The organism is Geomicrobium sp. JSM 1781026 (assembly GCF_041949955.1).
Classification (GTDB): Bacteria; Bacillota; Bacilli; order Bacillales; family Marinococcaceae; genus Geomicrobium_A.
Genome location: NZ_JBHFQF010000013.1, coordinates 36,011 through 57,696, shown reverse-complemented (window position 1 = coordinate 57,696; position 21,686 = coordinate 36,011). Strand labels below are relative to the sequence as shown.

At 44.7% G+C, this 21,686-nt stretch carries 19 protein-coding genes, 1 other RNA gene and 1 other annotated feature; of the genes, 4 read left to right on the top strand and 16 right to left on the bottom strand.

Features of this window, described 5'->3' with window-relative positions; genetic code table 11:
• Nucleotides 1–13 precede the first annotated feature (13 nt).
• The 5 genes from recD2 to cymR are packed head-to-tail and all read right to left on the bottom strand — an operon-like array spanning nt 14 to nt 5,700.
• Nucleotides 14–2,296, bottom strand: coding sequence for an SF1B family DNA helicase RecD2 (gene recD2, locus ACE1TF_RS18460; RefSeq protein ID WP_375018976.1), 2,283 nt, complete (start codon nt 2,294–2,296; stop codon nt 14–16).
• Between the two features lie 23 nt (nt 2,297–2,319).
• Nucleotides 2,320–2,982, bottom strand: coding sequence for a tetratricopeptide repeat protein (locus ACE1TF_RS18455; protein WP_375018974.1), 663 nt, complete (start codon nt 2,980–2,982; stop codon nt 2,320–2,322).
• On the bottom strand, nt 2,979–4,091 hold the full coding sequence (mnmA, locus tag ACE1TF_RS18450) for a tRNA 2-thiouridine(34) synthase MnmA (protein ID WP_375018972.1): 1,113 nt from the start codon (nt 4,089–4,091) through the stop codon (nt 2,979–2,981). Before mnmA ends, ACE1TF_RS18455 begins: the two co-directional genes overlap by 4 nt.
• A gap of 3 nt (nt 4,092–4,094) precedes the next feature.
• Nucleotides 4,095–5,255 (bottom strand): cysteine desulfurase family protein, encoded by a 1,161-nt coding sequence (locus tag ACE1TF_RS18445; RefSeq protein WP_375018970.1) that lies wholly within the window; start codon nt 5,253–5,255, stop codon nt 4,095–4,097.
• A 25-nt stretch (nt 5,256–5,280) separates the two neighbouring features.
• Nucleotides 5,281–5,700, bottom strand: coding sequence for a cysteine metabolism transcriptional regulator CymR (gene cymR / locus ACE1TF_RS18440; protein ID WP_042403915.1), 420 nt, complete (start codon nt 5,698–5,700; stop codon nt 5,281–5,283).
• A 199-nt stretch (nt 5,701–5,899) separates the two neighbouring features.
• Here cymR and ACE1TF_RS18435 point away from each other — a divergent pair, with 199 nt between their 5' ends.
• The 3 genes from ACE1TF_RS18435 (at nt 5,900) to ACE1TF_RS18425 (ending at nt 8,380) form a co-directional block, all read left to right on the top strand.
• Nucleotides 5,900–7,180: a replication-associated recombination protein A gene (locus ACE1TF_RS18435; RefSeq protein WP_375018968.1), complete on the top strand. Its 1,281-nt coding sequence runs from the start codon at nt 5,900–5,902 to the stop codon at nt 7,178–7,180.
• Nucleotides 7,181–7,283: 103 nt separating this feature from the next.
• Complete coding sequence (locus ACE1TF_RS18430; RefSeq protein WP_375018966.1) at nt 7,284–7,877, top strand: RsfA family transcriptional regulator; 594 nt, start codon at nt 7,284–7,286, stop codon at nt 7,875–7,877.
• Between the two features lie 185 nt (nt 7,878–8,062).
• Complete coding sequence (locus ACE1TF_RS18425; protein WP_042403088.1) at nt 8,063–8,380, top strand: MerR family transcriptional regulator; 318 nt, start codon at nt 8,063–8,065, stop codon at nt 8,378–8,380.
• Nucleotides 8,381–8,431: 51 nt separating this feature from the next.
• Here the strand turns inward: ACE1TF_RS18425 and ssrS are convergent.
• Nucleotides 8,432–8,616, bottom strand: a non-coding RNA gene (ssrS, locus tag ACE1TF_RS18420) — 6S RNA.
• Between the two features lie 136 nt (nt 8,617–8,752).
• On the opposite strand from ssrS, the gene ACE1TF_RS18415 reads away from it, so the two are divergent.
• Nucleotides 8,753–9,040 carry a hypothetical protein gene (locus tag ACE1TF_RS18415; RefSeq protein ID WP_042403080.1) on the top strand — a complete coding sequence of 96 codons (288 nt, stop codon included), beginning with the start codon at nt 8,753–8,755 and terminating at the stop codon, nt 9,038–9,040.
• A 3-nt stretch (nt 9,041–9,043) separates the two neighbouring features.
• On the opposite strand, the gene aspS is transcribed toward ACE1TF_RS18415, so the two are convergent.
• The 10 genes from aspS to secD form a co-directional block, all read right to left on the bottom strand.
• The gene (gene aspS / locus ACE1TF_RS18410) at nt 9,044–10,813 is read right to left on the bottom strand and encodes an aspartate--tRNA ligase (RefSeq protein ID WP_375018963.1); all 1,770 of its coding nucleotides are present in this window, start codon (nt 10,811–10,813) and stop codon (nt 9,044–9,046) included.
• 19 nt (nt 10,814–10,832) lie between these two features.
• Nucleotides 10,833–12,095 carry a histidine--tRNA ligase gene (hisS, locus tag ACE1TF_RS18405; protein WP_375018961.1) on the bottom strand — a complete coding sequence of 421 codons (1,263 nt, stop codon included), beginning with the start codon at nt 12,093–12,095 and terminating at the stop codon, nt 10,833–10,835.
• Nucleotides 12,096–12,148: 53 nt separating this feature from the next.
• Nucleotides 12,149–12,381: a binding site (T-box leader), on the bottom strand.
• A gap of 49 nt (nt 12,382–12,430) precedes the next feature.
• On the bottom strand, nt 12,431–12,880 hold the full coding sequence (dtd, locus tag ACE1TF_RS18400; RefSeq protein WP_375018959.1) for a D-aminoacyl-tRNA deacylase: 450 nt from the start codon (nt 12,878–12,880) through the stop codon (nt 12,431–12,433).
• An 18-nt stretch (nt 12,881–12,898) separates the two neighbouring features.
• Entirely contained in the window at nt 12,899–15,088 is a 2,190-nt protein-coding gene (locus ACE1TF_RS18395; RefSeq protein ID WP_375018988.1) for a RelA/SpoT family protein, read from the bottom strand.
• Nucleotides 15,089–15,242: 154 nt separating this feature from the next.
• Entirely contained in the window at nt 15,243–15,758 is a 516-nt protein-coding gene (locus ACE1TF_RS18390; RefSeq protein ID WP_042424340.1) for an adenine phosphoribosyltransferase, read from the bottom strand.
• Nucleotides 15,748–18,072, bottom strand: a complete 2,325-nt coding sequence (recJ, locus tag ACE1TF_RS18385; RefSeq protein WP_375018957.1) for a single-stranded-DNA-specific exonuclease RecJ — start codon at nt 18,070–18,072, stop codon at nt 15,748–15,750. Before recJ ends, ACE1TF_RS18390 begins: the two co-directional genes overlap by 11 nt.
• A gap of 63 nt (nt 18,073–18,135) precedes the next feature.
• Nucleotides 18,136–18,447 carry a LapA family protein gene (locus tag ACE1TF_RS18380; protein WP_375018955.1) on the bottom strand — a complete coding sequence of 104 codons (312 nt, stop codon included), beginning with the start codon at nt 18,445–18,447 and terminating at the stop codon, nt 18,136–18,138.
• A complete protein-coding gene (locus ACE1TF_RS18375) occupies nt 18,444–19,376 on the bottom strand; it encodes a cation diffusion facilitator family transporter (RefSeq protein WP_375018953.1) in 933 nt (310 codons plus the stop codon). The genes ACE1TF_RS18380 and ACE1TF_RS18375 overlap by 4 nt, the downstream gene beginning before the upstream one ends.
• A gap of 72 nt (nt 19,377–19,448) precedes the next feature.
• Complete coding sequence (gene secF, locus ACE1TF_RS18370) at nt 19,449–20,378, bottom strand: protein translocase subunit SecF (RefSeq protein ID WP_375018951.1); 930 nt, start codon at nt 20,376–20,378, stop codon at nt 19,449–19,451.
• On the bottom strand, nt 20,368–21,669 hold the full coding sequence (gene secD / locus ACE1TF_RS18365) for a protein translocase subunit SecD (RefSeq protein WP_375018949.1): 1,302 nt from the start codon (nt 21,667–21,669) through the stop codon (nt 20,368–20,370). The genes secF and secD overlap by 11 nt, the downstream gene beginning before the upstream one ends.
• Nucleotides 21,670–21,686: the final 17 nt, after the last annotated feature.

The following is a 21,686-nucleotide window of genomic DNA, read 5'->3' as shown; positions in this document are numbered from 1 at the left end:
GCTACCGGGATTTTTAGTTTCCGCTTTTCGTCTCACTTTTATGATTGGCAGTTGCTTCCTCAAGGTGGGCGAGCCGCGATGGTAAATTGGAGTAACGGGATTGTCGGTCATTATTTTCGACTGCATACACGAAAGCCCGCTCTTCACCCACCATAATCAAGTAGTCTCGCGCGCGTGTAATTGCTGTATACAAAAGGTTCCTTTTTAACATTCTCCGATACCCCATCGTCAGTGGCACGATCACGATCGGGAATTCACTGCCTTGCGCTTTATGAATTGAGGAACAATACGCAAGCATGATTTGCTTTAAATCTTGACGTTCATAAGCCACTTCTAATTGATCAAAACGAATAATGACTTGATCTTTTTTGTTATCTGTGTCTTTCGCGCGCCGGATAGCTACAATCTCTCCACGGTCACCGTTATAAACGTTTTCTTCAGGGTTATTTACGAGCTGCAATACGATGTCTCCTACCCGATACGTTTGGTCTCCATAATCCATTGATGATTTCCGAGGTTTTGGTGGGTTAAATAACGCTTGTAGACGTTCATTTAACGCATTTATTCCTGCTTCACCTCGATACATCGGCACAAGGACTTGCAAATCTAAAGGGGAGTATCCCCTTTCCAGCGCTTTACTACACACTTGTTCAACGAGGGGGACGACTGTCGCAGCCTGACCTGGAAAGAACGCACGATCAGCGAGCGGTGTCTGGAAATCGGCTGGCAATTTCCCTTCTTTCATCGTATGAGCAAGGTTCGTAATCGAAGATCCTTCTGCTTGTCGATAAACGAGGGATAAACGAACAGCTGGAACTTTATTTGAACTTAACAAATCACTAAGTACTTGCCCTGGACCTACAGACGGCAACTGATCTTCATCACCAACGATGATCACTTGCATGTTTGCAGGAATGGCTTTGAACAGTTGATTGGCGAGCCACAAATCAATCATTGATGCTTCATCAACGATAAGCAGTTCACCTTTAAGCGGAGACTCTTCGTCGCGTTCGGTAAACTCCTCTTCATCCCCGCGCCAGCCAATCCACCGATGAATCGTATAGGCCGGTCTTTCTGTCGTTTCGCTCATGCGTTTTGCTGCTCTTCCCGTTGGTGCTGCCAATAAGACGGGAGACTTCTTGTCTGTTCGTTCACTCCACCCTCGGAGTCGACTAAACATCTCCACAATGGCCCGGATGACCGTCGTCTTTCCAGTACCAGGTCCACCTGTCAAAATCATGATTGGCGAAGAGAGCGCCAACTTGACCGCTTCCTTTTGTTGTTCCGCATAAGAAATTGCATACGTCTCTTCCATCTTCCCAAGCTCTTGTAGAAACAGATCTTCAGAGAACGTCTCGATATCATCACGAACACTTAGACGTTCGATATTTGTGGACAAACCTTTTTCAGCGAAATATAAAGACGGAAGGTAACAGCGGTTCTCATCAACCGCAACTACACCGTCTTCAGCTAGGTGAACTATACTCTCTTCAAGGTGATGAGTTTCAGCAAATGGAGAGCGATAATTTAATATTGTTTTCGCTTCCTCAATCCATACTTCTTCTGGCAAGTAAACGTGTCCGACAGTATGGCTTGTCGCTTCAAGGGCGTGTATCAGTCCTGCTTTCAACCGCTCTATATCTAACGCTTCAATGCCAAGGTTCATACCTAGTTCATCGGCTTTTTGAAAACCGATGCCTTCAATGTCATTCACAAGCTGATACGGTTTTTGCTCAACAACCCGAAGTGTGTCTCCTCCGTATTGTTGAACGATTTTTGTTGCGAGCTCCATACCAAAACCATACGTCATGAGTTTACTCATAAACATCGCTGACTCCTGTTCTGACGCTAACTGTTCTTCGAGCACTTTCCGTTGTTCACGTTTTAATCCTTGCACTTTTTGTAAACAGGTTGGATCTTGAATCATTTGATCGAGCGCTTCGTCACCTAACGTTTCTACGATTTGCGACGCCGTTTTGCGGCCAATAGACGGAAAGCGGTCACTGGAAAGGTATTGAACAAGCGCCGCTCCCCCTTTTGGCATATGCTTCTCAAAGGAAGTAGATTGGAACTGTTGTCCATACTTTGGATGCTCTTTAAACGTGCCATGAAATGTCAGGTGTTCTCCTTCAGGGGACGCTGGAAAATGTCCGAGCACGGTTAACGTTTGTTCATTCGTGTTCGGGCTCGCTTCTGACACATCAACAATCATCACCGTATATCCATTTTCTTCATTGCGAAAGATCAACTGTGTCACTTCCCCGGTAACAAACGGTCGCTCGTCTTTTTCCGTCATACGTTTCCCCCCATTCCTTCACTTCATTGTTCTTTATTTTGTTTCAACCCATGACCTGCGAGTAAATGATCGGGTTGTATATGCAACGCTTCCTCGTAATAGTGCTCTGCTCGCTCATGCTCACCTTTATGTGCGTGTGCAACGCCAAGATTGTAATAAGCATCGGCGTGGCTTGAGTTAATGGCTACCGTACGCGAGAATTGCACGATCGCTTCCTCGATCATTTGCAGCTGCGCCAACACGAGCCCGAAGTAAAAGTGAGCATCGGCATCGTTTTCATTTAACTCCACTGCCGTTTTCAAACTCGCTAATGCCCGAGCAAATTGTTGTTGATTGTAAAAGCAGATGCCCATCATAAAATGTAAGCTTTGATCCTTGCCCATGCCAAGACGCTGTGCTTCTTGGTAGAAGCGCAACGCCTCTGGGTATTTTTCGATATGGTAGCAAACATTTCCTGCTCCGTAATAAGCAGACGCTTGACGCTCGTCTAACTGAATGGCTCGTTGATAACATGCCAATGCTTCATCTTCTTCTCCTGAAGCCAATAGCAGTGTGCCCAGATTCGTGTATATATCAGCATGGCGATCTGGCTCTTCTTCAAGCGCCAGATGAAAGTTTTGGAGCGCCAACTCATCATGACCTGCGTTCATTTGTTCCGTCGCTAGCGTATACGCAGATGGTTTCATGCAATCCCATCTTTCTTTGAACGTACAATGTCATCAATGATGCCTCCACCTAAACATACATCTCCATCGTAAAATACGACGGCTTGTCCTGGAGTGACTGCTCGTTGCTGCTCAATAAACTCCACATAAAATGTTTGATCTTCTTGAATGTGCAAAATGACGTCTTGGTCCGGTTGACGATACCGAAACTTTGCCTTTAGATGAACAGCGGCCGTTGGGGGTTCGTTACTAATCCAGTTCAGTTCACTGCCATATAGGCCTGCGCTTAATAACCGCGGGTGGGCTGAGCCTTGTCCTACGACGAGCACATTGTTCTCTAAATCTTTATCAACGACAAACCAAGGTTCTCCAGAACCTCCAATGCCAAGACCTTGGCGTTGGCCTAACGTGTAATACATGAGCCCTTCGTGCTCACCTTTCTTTTCACCATCTGGCGTTTTCATCGCTCCGGGTTGGGCAGGCAAATACGTTTGCAAAAACGATTTGAAGTCACGTTCACCAATGAAACAGATGCCGGTACTATCTTTTTTCCCAGCTGTTGCTAACCCACGTTCCTCTGCCATTCTACGTACTTCACTCTTCTCAAATTCCCCGAGTGGGAACATCACTTTTTGCAATTGTTCTTCGCTCAGCTGACTGAGAAAATACGTCTGGTCTTTGTTGTTGTCCACGCCGCGAAGCATGTTCACTGAACCGTCCTCAAGTCGATGAACTCTCGCATAGTGCCCAGTTGCCACGTAGTCCGCACCTAAGAGCATGGCGTGATCGAGAAATGCTTTAAATTTAATTTCTTTGTTACACATGACGTCGGGATTAGGCGTTCTCCCTTTCATATGCTCGTCTAAAAAGTATTGGAACACTTTATCCCAATACTCTTTTTCAAAGTTCACCGAGTAATAGGGAATGTCCAACTGATCGGCCACCCGAGCGACATCTTCATAATCGACGGTAGCTGTACAAACGCCAAACTCATCTTCTTCGTCCCAGTTCTTCATAAACACGCCTACGACGTCATAGCCTTCTTCTTTTAGCAACGCCGCCGTCACCGATGAATCCACACCTCCGGACATGCCGACGACGACACGAATATTTTTATTATCTACATTCATGATCTACACCTCAGTTCGTTTCTCTCGTATTAATCGAGTAATTTGCTCGAGTTGCTTTGCCGAATGTATGACTTGTTGTTCATCATTTCCATATCCAAAGCTAAATCTTAAAGAATTTTTTACGCGCTCATCATCAGAGCCATACATCGCTTCAAGTACATGGGACGGTTGAAAGCTCCCCGCGGTACATGCAGAGCCGCTACTAACCGCTATGCCGGCCATATCGAGTTGTGCAAGCATCGGTTCGGTAAGTGAACCGGGAAAACTGATGTTGATGATATGAGGCAGACTATCCGTAAGTGCCCCATTGATCTCAAATGGAACGTCTCTATTTCTAAGTTCTTCTACAAGCTTTTCTTTCAATTCCCGACTGTGATCGGCATTTCGTTCACCATCTTGACCAAGAAGTTGTACAGCCTTTTTCAAACCAGCAATTGCAGCTGCGTTCTCTGTGCCCGGCCGTAGTTTCTTTTCTTGCTCACCGCCATAAATAAGGGCTTGGATGTTTGTACCCTTCTTAACATACAAAAATCCCGCTCCTTTCGGTCCATTGACCTTGTGAGCAGAACCCGTTAATAAATCGACACCCAATGCTTGTACATCAAAGTTCATCTTTCCAAAAGATTGAACGGCATCGGTATGAAAGAGTGCTTCGTGATTTTCCAATAGGGAGCTGATCGCTTCAATCGGCTGTATCATGCCTGTTTCGTTATTTCCGTGCATGATTGAAACGAGAATCGTATCCGGACGAAGCGCGCGCTCAACGTCAGCGGCATTGACAACACCTCGCTCGTCAACAGGGAGTCGTGTCACTTCAAAACCTTCATCCTCAAGTTGATCTAAAACATGTAGCACAGCGTGATGCTCAATTTGGGATGTCACAATATGCTTGCCGGTTTGTTTCCGTGTGTGCACTGCACCCCGAATGGCTAGGTTGTTGGATTCCGTTCCACCGCTCGTAAAGATGATTTCATCTCGGTGACTGTTTAATTGGCCGGCAACGACCCTTCTCGCCTCATCAATCCCTACACGTACCTTACGTCCAAATCGGTGGATGCTTGACGCATTGCCAATCATCGTCCCATCATAGTACGGCTTCATCTCAGCAAACACTTCATCACGAACAGGGGTCGTTGCGGCATGATCGAAATAGATCTCGTTCATACGAATGCCGCCTCCTTCTTCACAATTATATATAAAACATATAGTCTTCTTGTTTATCGGTTTCTTCGTAGTTCGCCAAGTCCTCAAGCGTCGTAGAATCAAGCACATCTTTAATCGCGTCACGGATCTTCACCCATAAATCACGCTTCGCTGGCTCTTCATCTTCCATGACTTCCACAGGAGTAATCGGCCCTTCAAGCACACGAATAATGTCTCCTGCCGTAATCTCATGCGGCTCTTTTGAAAGCATGTAACCCCCGTACGCTCCTCGAACACTCTTCACAAATGTCGCATTTCGAAGTGGCGCAATCAATTGCTCCAAATAATGTTCTGACAGATTGTTTTCCTTCGCAATGGACTTCAATGAGATCGGACCCTCACCGTATTTCTTCGCGAGCGCCATCATAATCGTGAGACCGTAGCGCCCTTTTGTCGATATCTTCATTTATATAGCCACCTTTATATCCTGTTCATAAGGTTAACGTTTATTAAAAAGCAACGCTTGTCTTTCTGCTGTAACTGCCATTATAGCATGGACAATCAATGATTTACATGTCTCTTGCTTGGATTGTTCTTAGAAGAGGCCGTGTGCTACACTAGTTGAAGAAACAGAACGTGCATTCGTGTATGAATGGAGGCCCCAAATGAACCATGAACCACTCGCATTTCGCATGCGCCCAAGAACCATTGACGAAGTGGTCGGACAAGTTCACCTTCTCGGAGAAGGTGCTCTAATCTCACGCATGGTCACTGCAGATACACTTCAACCGATGATCTTTTACGGACCACCTGGGACCGGGAAAACATCACTTGCGACTGCACTTGCGGGGAGTATGGAACTGCGCTACAAACTGCTCAACGCCGTCGAGCACTCCAAAAAAGACTTGCAAATTGCTGCTGAAGAAGCGAAGCTCTACGGTCAGCTCGTATTAATTTTGGATGAGTTTCATCGCCTTGATAAAGGAAAACAAGACTTTTTGCTTCCGTACTTGGAAAGTGGAAAGCTCATTGTCATTGGTGCCACAACCGCCAATCCTTATCATTCCGTGAATCCAGCCATTCGCAGTCGGTGCCATATTTTTGAATTGTTTTCTTTACAAGAAGACGAGATCTTAAACAGCTTAAGAGCAGCCATCGATGACGAGGAGCGAGGGTTAGGTCACATCTCAACAAAACTTGATGACGATGCAGCGAGACATATCGCCTCATCTTCAGGCGGAGACTTACGCTCTGCTTTGAACGCTTTAGAGTTGGCCGTTCTATCTACACCTAAAAATGAGGACGGGATCATCCATGTCGATGTGAGCGTTGCCGAAATTTGCATGCAGAAGAAGAATTTCAATCATGACCGTGATGGGGATGCCCACTATGATGTGTTATCAGCATTCCAAAAGTCCATTCGAGGTAGCGATGCCGATGCGGCACTTCACTACTTAGCACGATTAATTGAAGCAGGAGACCTTGTAAGCATTAATCGACGCTTACTCGTCATCGCGTACGAGGACATCGGCCTTGCGAATCCACAAGCCGGTGCTCGAACACTTGCTGCGATTCAAGCATCCGAACGTTTAGGTTTCCCAGAGGCAAGAATTCCGCTTGCGAACGCTGTCGTTGAACTCTGTCTGTCTCCGAAATCAAACAGTGCTTATCGCGCCCTTGATGCCGCACTGGCAGACGTCCGCAAATTCGGCTCTCCTCCAATACCAGACCAAATTCGCGACGCTCACTACGCTGGAGCGAAAGAATTGGACCGAGGCGTCGGTTATTTGTACCCTCACGATTATGAAGGGGCCCTCGTCGCGCAACAATACTTGCCGGACAAGTTAAAAGATCATCGATACTTGCATTTGAAAGGCTCAAGTAAATTTGAGAAAGCATTTAAAGACGCTGATCAGAACATCCGTGCGAAGACGAAACACCGTTAGCACACAAATTCTTGTTTTTGTTTCTATCATTGGGAGTATAGAGATTCATACATTCGTCCATATTAAGACTACATTGAATCTCTTAATGGAAGAAGGTAACCCGATGACAAAAGTGAGACAAGATGCATGGTCCCATGAGGATGATGTGCTATTAGCAGATACTGTCATCCACCATATTAAAAATGGAAGTACGCAGTTAAAAGCATTTGAGGAAGTTGGCGATCAACTTAACCGCACCGCTGCTGCTTGTGGATTCCGCTGGAATGCGGTCGTGCGCGATCGCTACGAAACAAAGATTAGCGAAGCGAAGCGTGAGCGAAAAGCATTTCAACGTAACGACGCCGCACAAGCCGTTCAAAAAACATTCGGTGTAAAACATCCTCAGAAGTCGATTGAAAAACCCGTACACACGGATGACTTGAACATGGAACGAGTCGTTCAGTTCCTTAGCCATTACGTGCATCAAGAAAGCATTGATGCCGATACAAAAACGAACGTTGAACAAGTACAATTAGAAAATGAACAATTAAAATCGCGACTAGAAAAGCTGGAAAAGGAACATGAATCTTTGCTCACCATTATTAATCGTGCCCGTAATATGATGTTTGTGGATGAAACAATGAGTGATTCGTTCATGTCATCAAGCTTTCGCATGGATGAGAACGGCAATCTTCAACACGTTTCCAAAGCAGATTAAAAGCCGTAGGGGTTCTACCCTACGGCTTTTATCTTGTTTAGTTACGCGTCCTTCTTTCTTAAATTGTTAGATTTACTTCCTTTCTAAATGGAAATTCACAGATAGATTATCTAACAAATTTATTACACGATGATTGTGAATTTTGCTATCATTAAGAGTATCATCAACGAATGGGCGGGGATATCATGAACTATAAAAAGAAAAAAGTCATCACGATTGGTGTGGTTTGTGAACTGACCGGCCTGAGTGAGCGTCAAATTCGCTATTACGAAGAGCGTCAGCTTATTTTTCCGGAACGAAGCAAAGGCGGAACACGGAAATATTCTTTTTTAGACATTGAACGTCTTATGGAGATTGCCGAAAAAATGGCAGATGGTATGCAAACTTTTGAAATTAAACGCATGGACAAGCAACGAAACGCTTCGTTGCGCGAGAAAATGATTAAAGGTCAAATTAGTGCACGTTTCGGTGGGCCACAGACCGCGGAGAACAAAACAAATTAACGAAAAAGAGTGAATGACCGTGACCGGTCATTCACTCTTTTTCGTTATGTATGTCGTCCCGTTGTGCCGTATATAAACACCAAGTTTTGAAGCCTGCTCTCACAGGTGGGTGCCTTGTTCAATACTCCGTAAAGTCCTCAGCTTCCGAGGCGTGTACTTCCTATTGAAACGCCAGGCTCCCAAGTTAAAAATGTTGGCTCAAAACGTATAGTGTGCTACGAACACCACAGGACTTCTTATGTAGCAAAATTATAGCACGTAAACCTTCGCTCTGCAAGCTGTTAATTATTCGTAAATAAATTGTGAAACCCTTGGTCTACAAGGGTTTCACTTGGACTGCCTGTTGGGTATACTAGCAGAAGGAGGGATCATATGTCAAAAGCACTTCACCGAATACCTATCACTCATATCGAACAAAAGATCAGTTCCATTGAGAAACATACGGAACATTACGATACAGATATGGTACTATACGAAGAAAAGATTACAATCGACAACGAGTCATTTACCATTGAATCGGTTTTCGACATGTCGTACCGATTCAAACAAGGTGAAATTGGATTTTTGTATCTCCATACTTCACAAGGAGTACGAACGTTTTACATTAAGGAAGACCCAACTTCTTTCATAGATCGCTTTCGCACTGTCGAAAGGAAATAAACGTTACCTCGGGCGAATGTTCAACTCTTTCCATTGGTTAGCGCTGACTTCGCTCGGTGCTCCTGTTAACAAGCAACTTGCACTTGCAGTCTTAGGAAAGGCAATCACTTCACGCAAGTTGTCTACCCCTGCAAAAAGCATCACCAATCGGTCTAAGCCTAGCGCAATACCACCGTGAGGAGGTGCACCATTGCTTAGCGCCTCAATCAAGAAGCCAAATTCATCCAACGCATCAGCCTCTTTAAACCCTAACGTCTTAAACATTTGCATTTGTAAGTCAGGCTCATGAATACGTTGTGAACCGCCACCGAGCTCGTAGCCATTTAATACAAGGTCATAAGCGTGTGCGGTAACTTCTTCTGGACGTTCTTCTAACTTATCAATATCTTCGGCAACAGGACGTGTAAACGGATGGTGTAAAGCGACGTGGCGTTTAGCATCTTTGTCATATTCTACGAGTGGAAAATCCGTCACCCATAAGAAATTGAACTTCGATTCATCAATCAACTTCAATTCCTTCCCAAATTTCATCCGTAAAGCGCCGAGAACATCATAAACAATACCCGCTTCATCAGCGGCAAACATGAGTAAATCTCCACTTTCTGCTTGCATTGCTGTTTTCATTTGCTCTTGAATTTCTGCAGATAAGAATTTCGCAATTGGACCTTTTAGTTCAAGGGATTCGTCGACTTTCAACCAAGCAAGACCTTTTGCTCCGTAAATGGCTGCAAAGTCCGCAAGATCATCAATCTCCTTACGTGACATCTGATCTCCTTGGCCTTTTGCATTTAAGCCCTTCACTTTTCCACCCGACTCAACGGCTGAAGTGAATACTTTAAAATCACTAGATTTCACAATCTCCGATAGCTCGACAAGTTCCATCTCAAAGCGTGTATCTGGCTTGTCTGACCCGTAACGATTCATTGCTTCATCGTACGTCATTCTCGGAAACGGCTTTGGAATTTGGATCCCTTTCGTAACATCCATCAAATGCGACATCATCTCTTCTGTCATTTTAAACAAGTCTTCACTATCCATAAACGATGCTTCAATATCAATTTGCGTAAATTCTGGTTGACGGTCTGCTCGCAAATCTTCATCACGGAAACAACGCACAATCTGATAGTAACGTTCAAAGCCTGCAATCATAAAGAGCTGTTTAAACAACTGTGGGGATTGCGGCAGTGCATAAAATTCTTCTTCGTGTACGCGGCTTGGTACGAGATAATCTCTAGCGCCTTCTGGCGTACTCTTTGTGAGCATCGGCGTTTCGGCTTCCATAAACTCTTGATTGTCTAAAAAGTGTCTGATTTCTTTTGTAATCTGATGACGCAGTCGAAAAACCTGTTGCATATCTGGTCGTCTTAAATCTAAGTAACGCTTAGAAAGACGTACATCTTCAGATACTTGTACATTTTCTTCAATCGCAAATGGAAGTGCTTTTGATGCATTTAAAATACGAACTTGGTCGACATGTACTTCCACTTTTCCCGTTGGAATCTTCTCGTTAATCGTTTCTTCTTCTCGAAGAACGACCGTCCCTTCTACATCGAGTACATATTCATTACGAATGGATTCAGCGATTTTGAGTGCATCTGCATTAATTTCTGGACTAAAAACGACTTGTACAATTCCTTTACGGTCTCTTAAATCAATAAAGATTACTTGACCGAGATCGCGTCTCGTTCTCGCCCACCCTTTCAGCTGCACTCTCTCTCCGATCATGCCTTCAGTAATTTCTCCACTGTAATGCGTTCTTCCTAACCCTACCATGTTTTTCTCTCCTTTATGTCTACTTTGACAGTTCAGATACGAGCGCTTCAAATGGAACTTGTTGTTGATCCCCAGTTTCCATATTCTTTACGTTCGCAGCTCCTGTTTCAAGTTCATTCTCACCGATAACAATGACATGCTTAGCGCCACTGCGATCAGCCGCTTTGAATTGAGCTTTCATCTTTCTTTGCAAATAATCTTTATCAGCGGTAATGCCAGATTGTCTTAATTCTCGAAGCATAACGGCTGCATAGTCACTCGCTTTCTCTCCAACCGCAACCACATACACATCCAATGTACGGTTGTTTTCTTCTAGTAATCCTCTTGCTTCAAGAGCCATGAGAACACGCTCAATACTTAAACCAAAACCGATCCCCGACACTTTCGGTCCGCCGAACTCTTCCACTAAGCCTTCGTAGCGCCCTCCGCCTGTAAGCGTCGTAATGGCACCAAACTCAGGTTCATCGAGCATGATTTCAAATGCGGTGTTCGTATAATAATCAAGGCCACGGACGAGGTTTGGATCAATAACGTAAGGAATGTCCATCGCATCTAACAGCTGCTTCACTTTTGCAAAATAGGCGACAGACGTTTCATTCAAATAATCTTGTATGGACGGTGCGGTTTGCACGAGTTCGTGCTCACGATCGACTTTGCAATCGAGGATACGCATCGGATTGCTCTCGAGCCGGGACCTGCAGTCTGAGCAAAATTCGTCAATTCGCGCTGAAAAGTGATCCACAAGTGCGCTGCGGTGATCGCCTCGACTTTCTTTATCTCCTAAGCTGTTTATGACGAGCTTTAACTTGTCTAGACCGCATGCTTTATAAAAGTCCATTGCCAGAGAAATAACTTCCGCATCAATGGCTGGGTCGTCACTCCCGAGCACTTCAACACCAAACTGGTGGAATTGCCGCATTCTTCCTGACTCTGGTCGTTCATAGCGAAACATTGGGCCCGTATAATAAAGTTTGATTGGCTGCTGGACAATGCCGTACATTTTATTTTCTACAAAAGACCGTACGACCGAAGCCGTACCTTCCGGGCGCAATGACAGATGTCTTCCTCCCCGGTCTTGGAACGTATACATTTCTTTTTGCACAATATCTGTGCTATCCCCGACACTGCGTTGAAATACCTCTGTTGTCTCAAATATCGGTGTACGAATTTCATCGTAATTGTAGGCTCGGCTCACCGACCGAGCGATAGCTTCGATCTTTTGCCAATCCGAAGACGCGCCTGGCAAAATGTCTTGTGTTCCTCTTGGAATCCGATAATCCATAATATCATTCTCCTTCCGGTCTCATAAAACGCAAAAACGTCCCTCTGTAAAAACAGAGGGACGAGTATAACCCGCGGTGCCACCCAAACTTGAAGTACAATCCAATTACTTCCGCTTATCACAGTTAACGCCTGTGTTACGTCTCATCCTACTGCGTAGAATACGGTTCGAATGAGGCCCTGTGAAGTGTCTTTCTCAAACGGATAAACAGAAGGGCTTTCAGCTATTGCCGCTTCCTCTCTTTTGAATAGTGCCGCTTGATACTTTTCTCCGTTAACGGGATGTATTATGTTTTATATCATAAATATCTCTTTGCACGTTGTCAACTGTATGTGTTACTTTTTTTCTGGTGATTCAAGCATCAACGTAACCGGACCATCATTTACGAGAGCGACATTCATCATCGCCCCGAACTTGCCGGTTTGCACATCTAGCCCATAGGCGCGGAGTTTTTCATTGAATAATTCATATAAACGATCCGCCTCGGTCGGGTTCGCCGCCCCAGTAAAACTTGGTCTTCGACCTTTCTTTGCATCTGCGTAGAGCGTGAATTGTGATACGGACAAAATGCTACCTTCTCGGTCTAAGATGGAGTCATTCATTTTTCCGTCCCCATCTTCAAACAAACGAAGATGGGCGCACTTGTCCGCCAACCATTCCACGTCTCTTTCGGTATCTTCATGAGTGACGCCAACGAGAAGAACATACCCATAGTCAATCTCGGCAATTCTCTTTTCATCCACCGTCACGCTCGCTTGTTTGCTTCTTTGCAAAAGCACTCTCATCTTGAAAAACTCCTTTGCCTAATGCATCACACGACGAACGGAATAGATATCTGGTAGCTTTTTGATCTTGTCGACGACTTTGTAGAGATGATCAAGGTTCGTTATCGCGATCGTCATATCAATGACCGCCATTTTATTCTTATCTGACCGTCCATTTACCGCATGGATATTCGTTCTTGATTCCGCAACAACATGTAACACTTCATTGAGGAGACCTCTACGATCATAACCGGTCACTTCAATATCCACATTGTAGCTTTTCTTCTTCTCTTCATCTCGGTCCCATTCAACCGGAACGAGTCGGCTGTTGTCTTCTTCTAAGCCGACGACATTAGGACAATCTGAGCGGTGAATCGATACACCTCGACCTTTCGTAATAAATCCTAAAATCTCATCACCTGGAACCGGATTGCAACATTTGGACAGTCGAATGAGTAAATTATCTACCCCTTTTACACTCACACCTGCGCCGGATTTGCGCGTGCGAACTGGCGTACTAATTTCTTTAACTGCCTCAGTAACGGTCTTCTTTTCTTGTTGTTCATTTTCTTGACGCTTCTTATCTGTGAGGCGTGTAACGACTTGTTTAGCGCTAATGCCGTTATAACCTACCGCGGCAAACATATCTTCTTCGCCTGCAAAGCTAAACTTGTCCGCCGCTTTTTGCAAGTTCTCCCCGATGAGAATTTCTTTTGGACTAAATTCTTGGGATTTTAATTCACGTTCAATCGCTTCCCGTCCTTTTTGCACGTTCTCATCTCGTCGCTCTTTTTTGAAGAACTGTTTAATTTTATTTTTTGCATGGGAGCTTTGTGTGATTTTTTGCCAGTCTTGCGACGGACCATAAGAATGCTTGGACGTGAGAATTTCAATAATGTCTCCGGTCTTCAATTCGTAATCAAGGGGAACCATCTTGCTGTTTACTTTCGCCCCGATCGTACGATTTCCAATTTCTGTATGAATCCGGTACGCAAAGTCAATTGGCACCGAACCTCGCGGTAATTCAATCACATCGCCTTTTGGCGAGAAGACAAACACCATATCGGAAAATAGATCAATTTTGAGTGATTCCATAAATTCTTCTGCGTTCGTTGCATCGTTCTGCCATTCAAGAATCTCTCGAAACCATCCGAGCTTGTCGAGTGAATGCTCGGTACTTGCAGCACCCTCTTTATACGCCCAGTGTGCTGCCACACCGTATTCAGCGATACGGTGCATTTCTTCTGATCGGATTTGCACTTCTAACGGCTCACCTTTCGGGCCAATAACCGTTGTATGAAGCGACTGATACATGTTCGCCTTCGGCATCGCAATATAGTCTTTAAACCGACCTGGCATCGGTTTCCATTGCGTATGAATCACCCCTAATACCGCATAACAATCTTTGATGCTTTTGACGATAATCCGTACAGCTAGCAAATCGTAAATCTCATTGAACTGTTTCTTTTGGATTGTCATCTTGCGATAGATGCTATAAATATGTTTCGGTCGTCCGGAAATGTCTGCCTCAACATTCAATTCTTTCACATTGTCACGAATATCGGTCATCACTTCATCAATGTATTGCTCACGTTGTGCACGCTTTTGCTTCATGAGATTGACGATCCGATAGTATTGCTGTGGATCTAAATATCGGAGCGCGATATCTTCAAGTTCCCACTTAATCGTTGAAATCCCTAGACGATGAGCAAGAGGAGCAAAAATTTCCAAAGTTTCGTTGGAAATACGTCTTTGCTTCTCTGCAGGCAAATGCTTCAACGTCCGCATGTTATGCAGACGATCGGCGAGCTTAATGAGGATAACCCGTATATCCCGTGCCATGGCCACGACCATTTTACGGTGGTTCTCAGCTTGCTGTTCACGTTTGGATTTGTATTTGATCTTCTTTAGCTTTGTGACACCGTCGACGAGCATCGTTACCTCTTCGCCGAAATGTTCATTCAATTGCTCTAAGCTCGTCTCTGTATCTTCGACAACATCGTGCAAGAATGCACCGGCGATTGTCGCAGGTTCAAGTTGAAGATCAACAAGAATCCCTGCGACCTGTACGGGATGGTGAATATACGGTTCTCCTGATTTTCGAAACTGTCCTTCGTGTTCTCGTTCTGCATACTCATAAGCTCTTGTAATAAATTGTACGTGCTCATCTGACATATACTTCGCTGCCCGCTCTAGTAACTGCTCAATCGTCATGGAATCACCTTTCATCAATCTCTCGGTTCTCTATTTAATCTATTATCAATAAAAAATGATGGCATGTAAAGTGTCATGCTCGTTAAAACCCAAATCTTCGACAACAAATAGGGTCAATAATAAAAAGGTCCCCTAAAAGAAAGGACCTCCATGTCAAAAAAGTATCACATTATTTGTAAGAGATTAATGAAAACACATCATAATCTTTAATCTTTGAACGACTGTCAATGTAAGCGAGTTCAATGAGAAATGCACAGCCAACCACTTCGCCACCGAGCTTTTCAACGAGCTTAATCGTTGCTTCAATGGTACCGCCTGTCGCCAACAGGTCATCGGTAATAATGACGCGGTCCCCAGGCTTGATGCTGTCTTCATGAATCGCTAATGTGTCATTGCCATATTCTAAACCGTAATCGGCTTGCACAACTTTACGTGGAAGTTTGCCAGCTTTTCTTACAGGCACAAAGCTTTTTTCTAATTGAAAGGCAATTGGACAACCAACGACAAATCCCCGTGCTTCAGGACCGACGATAATGTCAGCTTTTCGTTCTTTGACATACTCACTCATTTCAAGAATTGCACTTCGATAAGCTGGTCCGTTTTGTAAGAGTGGGGTAATGTCTTTAAATTGAATGCCTTCTGTTGGGTAGTCCTCAATAATCGTAATATGTTCTTTATAATCCACTGAGTAATTCCTCTCTTTCAGGTAACTTCCGCTTCAATTGCTGGTCAAACCAGCGTTTTAACTCCTCTGAACTTGAAAGTAACAACGTCTTTTCTGCATCTACGCGTGTTTGATGCATCATATAGGTCGGTGCATCTTTCAAGTCTTTCTTCAATGGCGCATGATGAATCTTAATCAAACCATCCTCTATTGTAACAAATTCGAGCTCTCGAAACACGTTTGTCATGAATTTAATCATCGGTTCTGACCAACCTTTATACTTTTCAAGCTGCGTCAATTCATTTTTTGAGATTGGACCCTTTTGCTTAATAAAGGCAAAGTACCACTTAAATTCTTCTCGAGAAGGTACCGTCATAAAGTAAGATACCGCTTCTTCTTGGAAAGCGACATACACATTCTTTACAGATGATGAGGTTCTTGTCAACAATGTTTCGATTTCCTCAAGTGAGTCTGGTATTTCGACGAGAGCACACGTGCCAGGCATCGTTGAATCTACTTCATCTGCGCGGATAACCGCACTCTCTGTGTCTAAACGCTTCAGCTGTTGTTTTTTCTCTTCGGTAAACACAACACGTGCAACATCAGCGGGTAATGAAGCGAGTGATTTGCCTCGCACATCAAACAGTTGGTAGCCGTTTACTTGTGCATCTTTCAAAATCAGTTGCGGCTTTATCTTCCCTCGCCATTCGTTCGTTTCCAACTCACCAATCACAGATATGCTGCTGCTCATGCTCACTTGATCATCGATATAACTTTTGCGAAAACCGATGCAATCCAATTGCGCATCGTCATCCGCCAGTTGCATCTTCACGTGATTCTTCTTTGCGCCGATCGAGCGTTTATCAATGATCTTTGACTCTTCAATCAGTACACATGGCTTGGGATTGCCCATTCCAAAAGGGGCCAACTGTTCAACTTCTCGAATAAGGTCAATCGTTACATCAGAAACCGTTAAAGACAATTCAATGTGAGTGACGGGAATAAACTCTTCTTCTGTCATCGTCTCGTTCACACGCTTATTCATATGACTTCGGAGCTCGTCAATATGAGTCGTATCGATCGTTAATCCTGCTGCCATCGGATGTCCGCCAAAATGAGTAAATAGGTGACGAACTTCTGAAAGTGTATCGTATAAATCAAAACCTGGAATGCTGCGTGCCGAACCTTTCCCGACGCCATGTTCATCTACCGCAATGACGATCGCCGGTCGATTGAACTTTTCAACGAGGCGAGAGGCGACAATACCGGTCACACCCGAGTTCCAGCCAACACCAGATACGACAACGGCATCAACATCTAACTCTTGATCTACGCTTTTAAGGGCCTCTTCAGCAATCCGCTCTACCGTCTCTTGGCGGTCTTGATTTAAATGATCAATTTGCTCAGCAAGAACGAGCGCTTCCTCTGTATCTTTCACCATCAGCAACTCACAAGCCGGCCTAGCAGAAGCCATTCTCCCTGCCGCATTTAGCCTTGGACCAAGTCCAAACCCAACATCTTGAGCAGAAAACGGAGGCCCGTTTAATCCACTCACTTCGCCTAGTGAACGTAAACCCGCACGCTTTTGTAGACCCAACTGCTTTAACCCCCGCTTTGCAAAATAACGGTTTTCATCTACTAGCGGAACAAGGTCACTGATCGTGCCAAGTGCAACCAAATCAAATCCATCTTTAGGTACCTCACCTAACAGTGCGTGCGATAGTTTCAGCACAACGCCGACCCCTGCCAGATCTTTGTAAGGATACGAGCAGTTTTTCTTCTTCGGATTAATGATGCTTTGTGCATCTGGCAGTTCAGGACCGACTTCATGGTGATCAGTCACAATGACGTCTAAGCCAATTCCATTGGCAAAACTTACGGATTCTACAGCCGCAATGCCTGTATCCACCGTAATGATAAGCGACGCACCTTCATCACGTAAACCTTGAAAAGCGTTCACGTTTGGTCCGTATCCTTCGGTAAACCGGTTGGGGATGTACCAGTCATACACCGCTCCAAGCTTTTGTAGTGTTTCACACATGAGTGCTGTACTTGACACCCCATCAACATCATAATCCCCGAAGACAATGACCTTCTCTTTGTCAATCACCGCTTTATGGATCCGGTCAACAGCTTCTTTCATGCCATGCAAAAGAAAAGGATCGTGCATACGATCCTCGTTCATATGTAAAAAAGCTTCAGCTTTCTCTTTCGTCTCACACCCGCGATTCATGAGGAGATGGGCAGTCAAAGGTGACACACCGAGCACCGATGCCAACTGATCTGCTTTCATCGTCTGTGTTTTCATTTGCCATTTTGTGTTTGCTTGTAACATTCGTTCTTCACTCCTCACCTGACCGTATACATTATACAGAACAGCTGAACGCTCAGCAATCGACTAATCTGTGTCCGAATGCTCTGTTTCTGAAGTTTGATCTTTCGGATCTGGGTGATCACTCACTTGACGACCTTCTTGTTGGCTCTTCTTCAAACGACGAATCTCTTGTTGCAATTTGTACACTTTCAACATTCCCACTGCGCCGACAATCACCCCACCCATTAATACAGAACCTAAAATGATGAGAATAAGTGGCACTTGGGTTGTGGCAAACATAAAGTCTACCGTTACCGAGTCAACGTTTATCACAGCAAAAATTGAGATTAAAAGTGCAGCGATTAAACCGAGAATTAATGTCCATTGACCTTTCATGTTAGATCACTCCTGCGTTTAGTTTCTCGTTCATCAACATCTAATGGGTTAACGTGGACAAGGACGTCCCGAACCCGCTCCTCTTCCATCAGTGTATTCTTTACACGTTTGGCAATGTCGTGCCCTTCTCGAACAGAGATGTCAGGATTCACTACTATTTTAATATCAACAATCACATAATGTCCATGCTCTCTTGCGTGAAATTCGTCAATTTTTATGAGGCCTTTTACTCCGTTTACACGCTCAATCATGTCAACAGTATCTTCCTCATGCAACACATGGTCCAAAGAGTTGTGAATCGCATCTCGACCGAGTTTATACGCCATAACCATTACAAGAGCTGCGACAAACACTCCAGCAATCATGTCTCCATACATAAGCCAGGACAAACCAAATTGCGCGCCTAAAAGTGAAGCACCGACCCCAACCATTGCTGCGATCGAAGAATACGCATCCGAGCGATGATGCCATGCATCTGTAATAATGGCTTCACTGTTATATTTCTTCCCAAGATGAAGCTTATAACGGAATAACGCTTCTTTTACGATGATCGAAAAAATAATTACATACAGCGCTGCAATACCTGGAACAGGGTTCTCAGACCCGATGTCTCCAAGCGTACTGATCGCAATATCTAGACCGACCACAAACAGCAACACACTAACGATTATAGCTGTAATCGATTCTGCTTTCCCGTGACCATACGGGTGGTCTTCGTCTGGGGGAAGCTCGGCGGCACGCACACCAATCAACACTGCAAACGAGGTGACGACATCTGCAGCTGAGTGAAGCGCATCAGCAATTAGTGCCCTGCTATTCGCAAACCAACCGACGAAAAACTTCAAAGCGGCAAGAACGATATTAATCGCGATTCCGAGCCAAGCAGCGAAATTAATTTTCTTGAAACGCTCACTGTTTCCATTTTGCATACCGATCGCTCCATTATTCAAAGATTTGATACGGTAAAAACACCCCTCCAATTGTCTCGGAGGGGTATTGTCCTAGTATTCTTCTGCTTCTACAGGCTTATTCTTTTTTCTTTCTAGCGAACGATGCTTCATCACTAACCACAATTGTGCGGCGAAGAACAATGAAGAATACGTTCCGGCAATAAGACCAATGACAATCGCAAAGGCGAATGACGTAATTGCTTCACTACCAAACAACCAAATTGCACCCGCTGCGAATAGAACGGTAAGAACAGTGTTAATGGAACGAGTGAGCGTCTGTAACAAACTATCATTAACAACTTTAGCAAGATGGTTAAAGTCTCGAATTTCATCTTGTTTCTTCATGTTCTCACGGATTCGATCAAACGTAACGATCGTATCATTTATCGAATACCCGACAACCGTCAAGATCGCGGCAATGAACGGGATGTTCACCTCAAGCTGTAAGATGCTAAAAATGGTAAGCACAAAGACCGCATCATACAAGAGAGCGGCAACTGCTGCAACACCGTAAAGGAATTCAAATCGAAACGCAACGTAAATGACAATCCCGAAGGCAGCGAGTAACGTAGCGATAATCGCGTTCTGTGCAAGCTCACGCCCAATTTGTGGAGAAACGGTGCTTACGTTCGGTTCTTCTCCAAATTCATTTGTGAAATACGTCTGTATCGCCCCGACGTCTTCTTGAGCCATCGCTCCAATAAACCGAGCAGATGCTTGTTCGTTGTTGTCACCTGCAAGTGTAATGTCATCGGGTTCAAATCCACCGGCGGCGATAAAGTGATCCGCCACTTCTTCTTCTGTTAACGGCTCTCCAGCAACGACATCGACACGCGTTCCACTTTCAAAGTCAATGCCGAGGTTGAGACCAACGGTTGAGAGCAAAATCGCTCCAATGAGCGTCATAATGATTGTTAAACCGAAATATTTTTTGCGGTGTTTAATCAGGTCCCAGTTCTTGTTAGCCATATTAAAGTCCACGAACGTCACGCCCCTTTACACCAAATAACCAATATTTCCGGTTTAAGGTCCGGCTGTTCACCCATAACCCAAGGAGAACCCTCGAGCCCCACACAGCCGTAATAAAGCTTGTTAGAATACTCGTAATCAACATGACAGCAAACCCTTGAACCGCACTTGTTCCGAAATAGAACATCACAGCAGCGGCAATAATGGTCGTAATATTGGCGTCAATGATCGTACCTAGCGCACGACGACTTCCCGCTTTGTATGCTGATTTCACTGACTTACCGTCTTTTAGTTCTTCTTTTATTCGTTCATAGGTAAGAATATTCGCATCAACCGCCATACCGACACCGAGAATTAATGCTGCAATCCCCGGCAATGTAAGTACACCTTGGATGGCATTGAAGAAAATCATCACCAAATAGATGTATACCGAAAGCGTGATCGTTGCAATGACACCCATGAAACGGTAATACGCCAACATATAAATAAACACTAGCGCGACACCGATCATGCCGGCGATTAACGTCTGCTCTAATGCTTGTTCACCGAGGGACGCACCGACGGCATTTGAGTACACTTCCTCGAGTGAAACAGGAAGAGCACCCGCATTAAGTATGTCTGCAATAAATTCCGTCTCTTCGAGTGTAAAACTACCCGTAATTACAACTTCTGGCTGACGAAGCGTTTGTGTCACTTGTGGTGCTGAGAGATAAGCTGGGTCTTCACTTTGCGCTTCTTCTGCAAATGACATGCCTTCTTCAAAATCCAACCAAATAACGAGTAAGTTTTCTGGTGGTGTTTGTTGCGATAATTCCGCAGTAATGTCACCAAACTTGTCACCATCTTGAAGCGTTAAAGCGACAATCGGGGAGTTGTCATCCGGGTCAAACGTCGCTTGCGCGCCTCCTTGCTGTAAATCTTCACCGGTAAGCAACACGTTATCGTCCACGTCTCTAAACGTTAACTCCGCTTCCGTTCCGAGCGTGGCCCTTGCTTCTTGTTGGTCCTCAACGCCAGGCAGCTGAACGCGAATTCTGTCTTCTCCTTCTACAGAGATTGCCGGTTCGGATACACCGAGTACGTTTACTCGTTGGTTCAGAGCCGTTGCTGTTGACTGTATATCATCGTCTGTCAACTCTTCTCCATCTTCAGGTTGCAACTGGTACAACACTTCGAACCCGCCTTGAAGGTCAAGTCCTAAATTCGTATCTGATGCAACGTCTTCAGCTGTCTGAAAAATCAGCACACCTAGAGCGATGACGATGGCGAAAAATGTACCGATTCTCAGCCACTTCTTACCCATTACATGTCCTCCTTCAT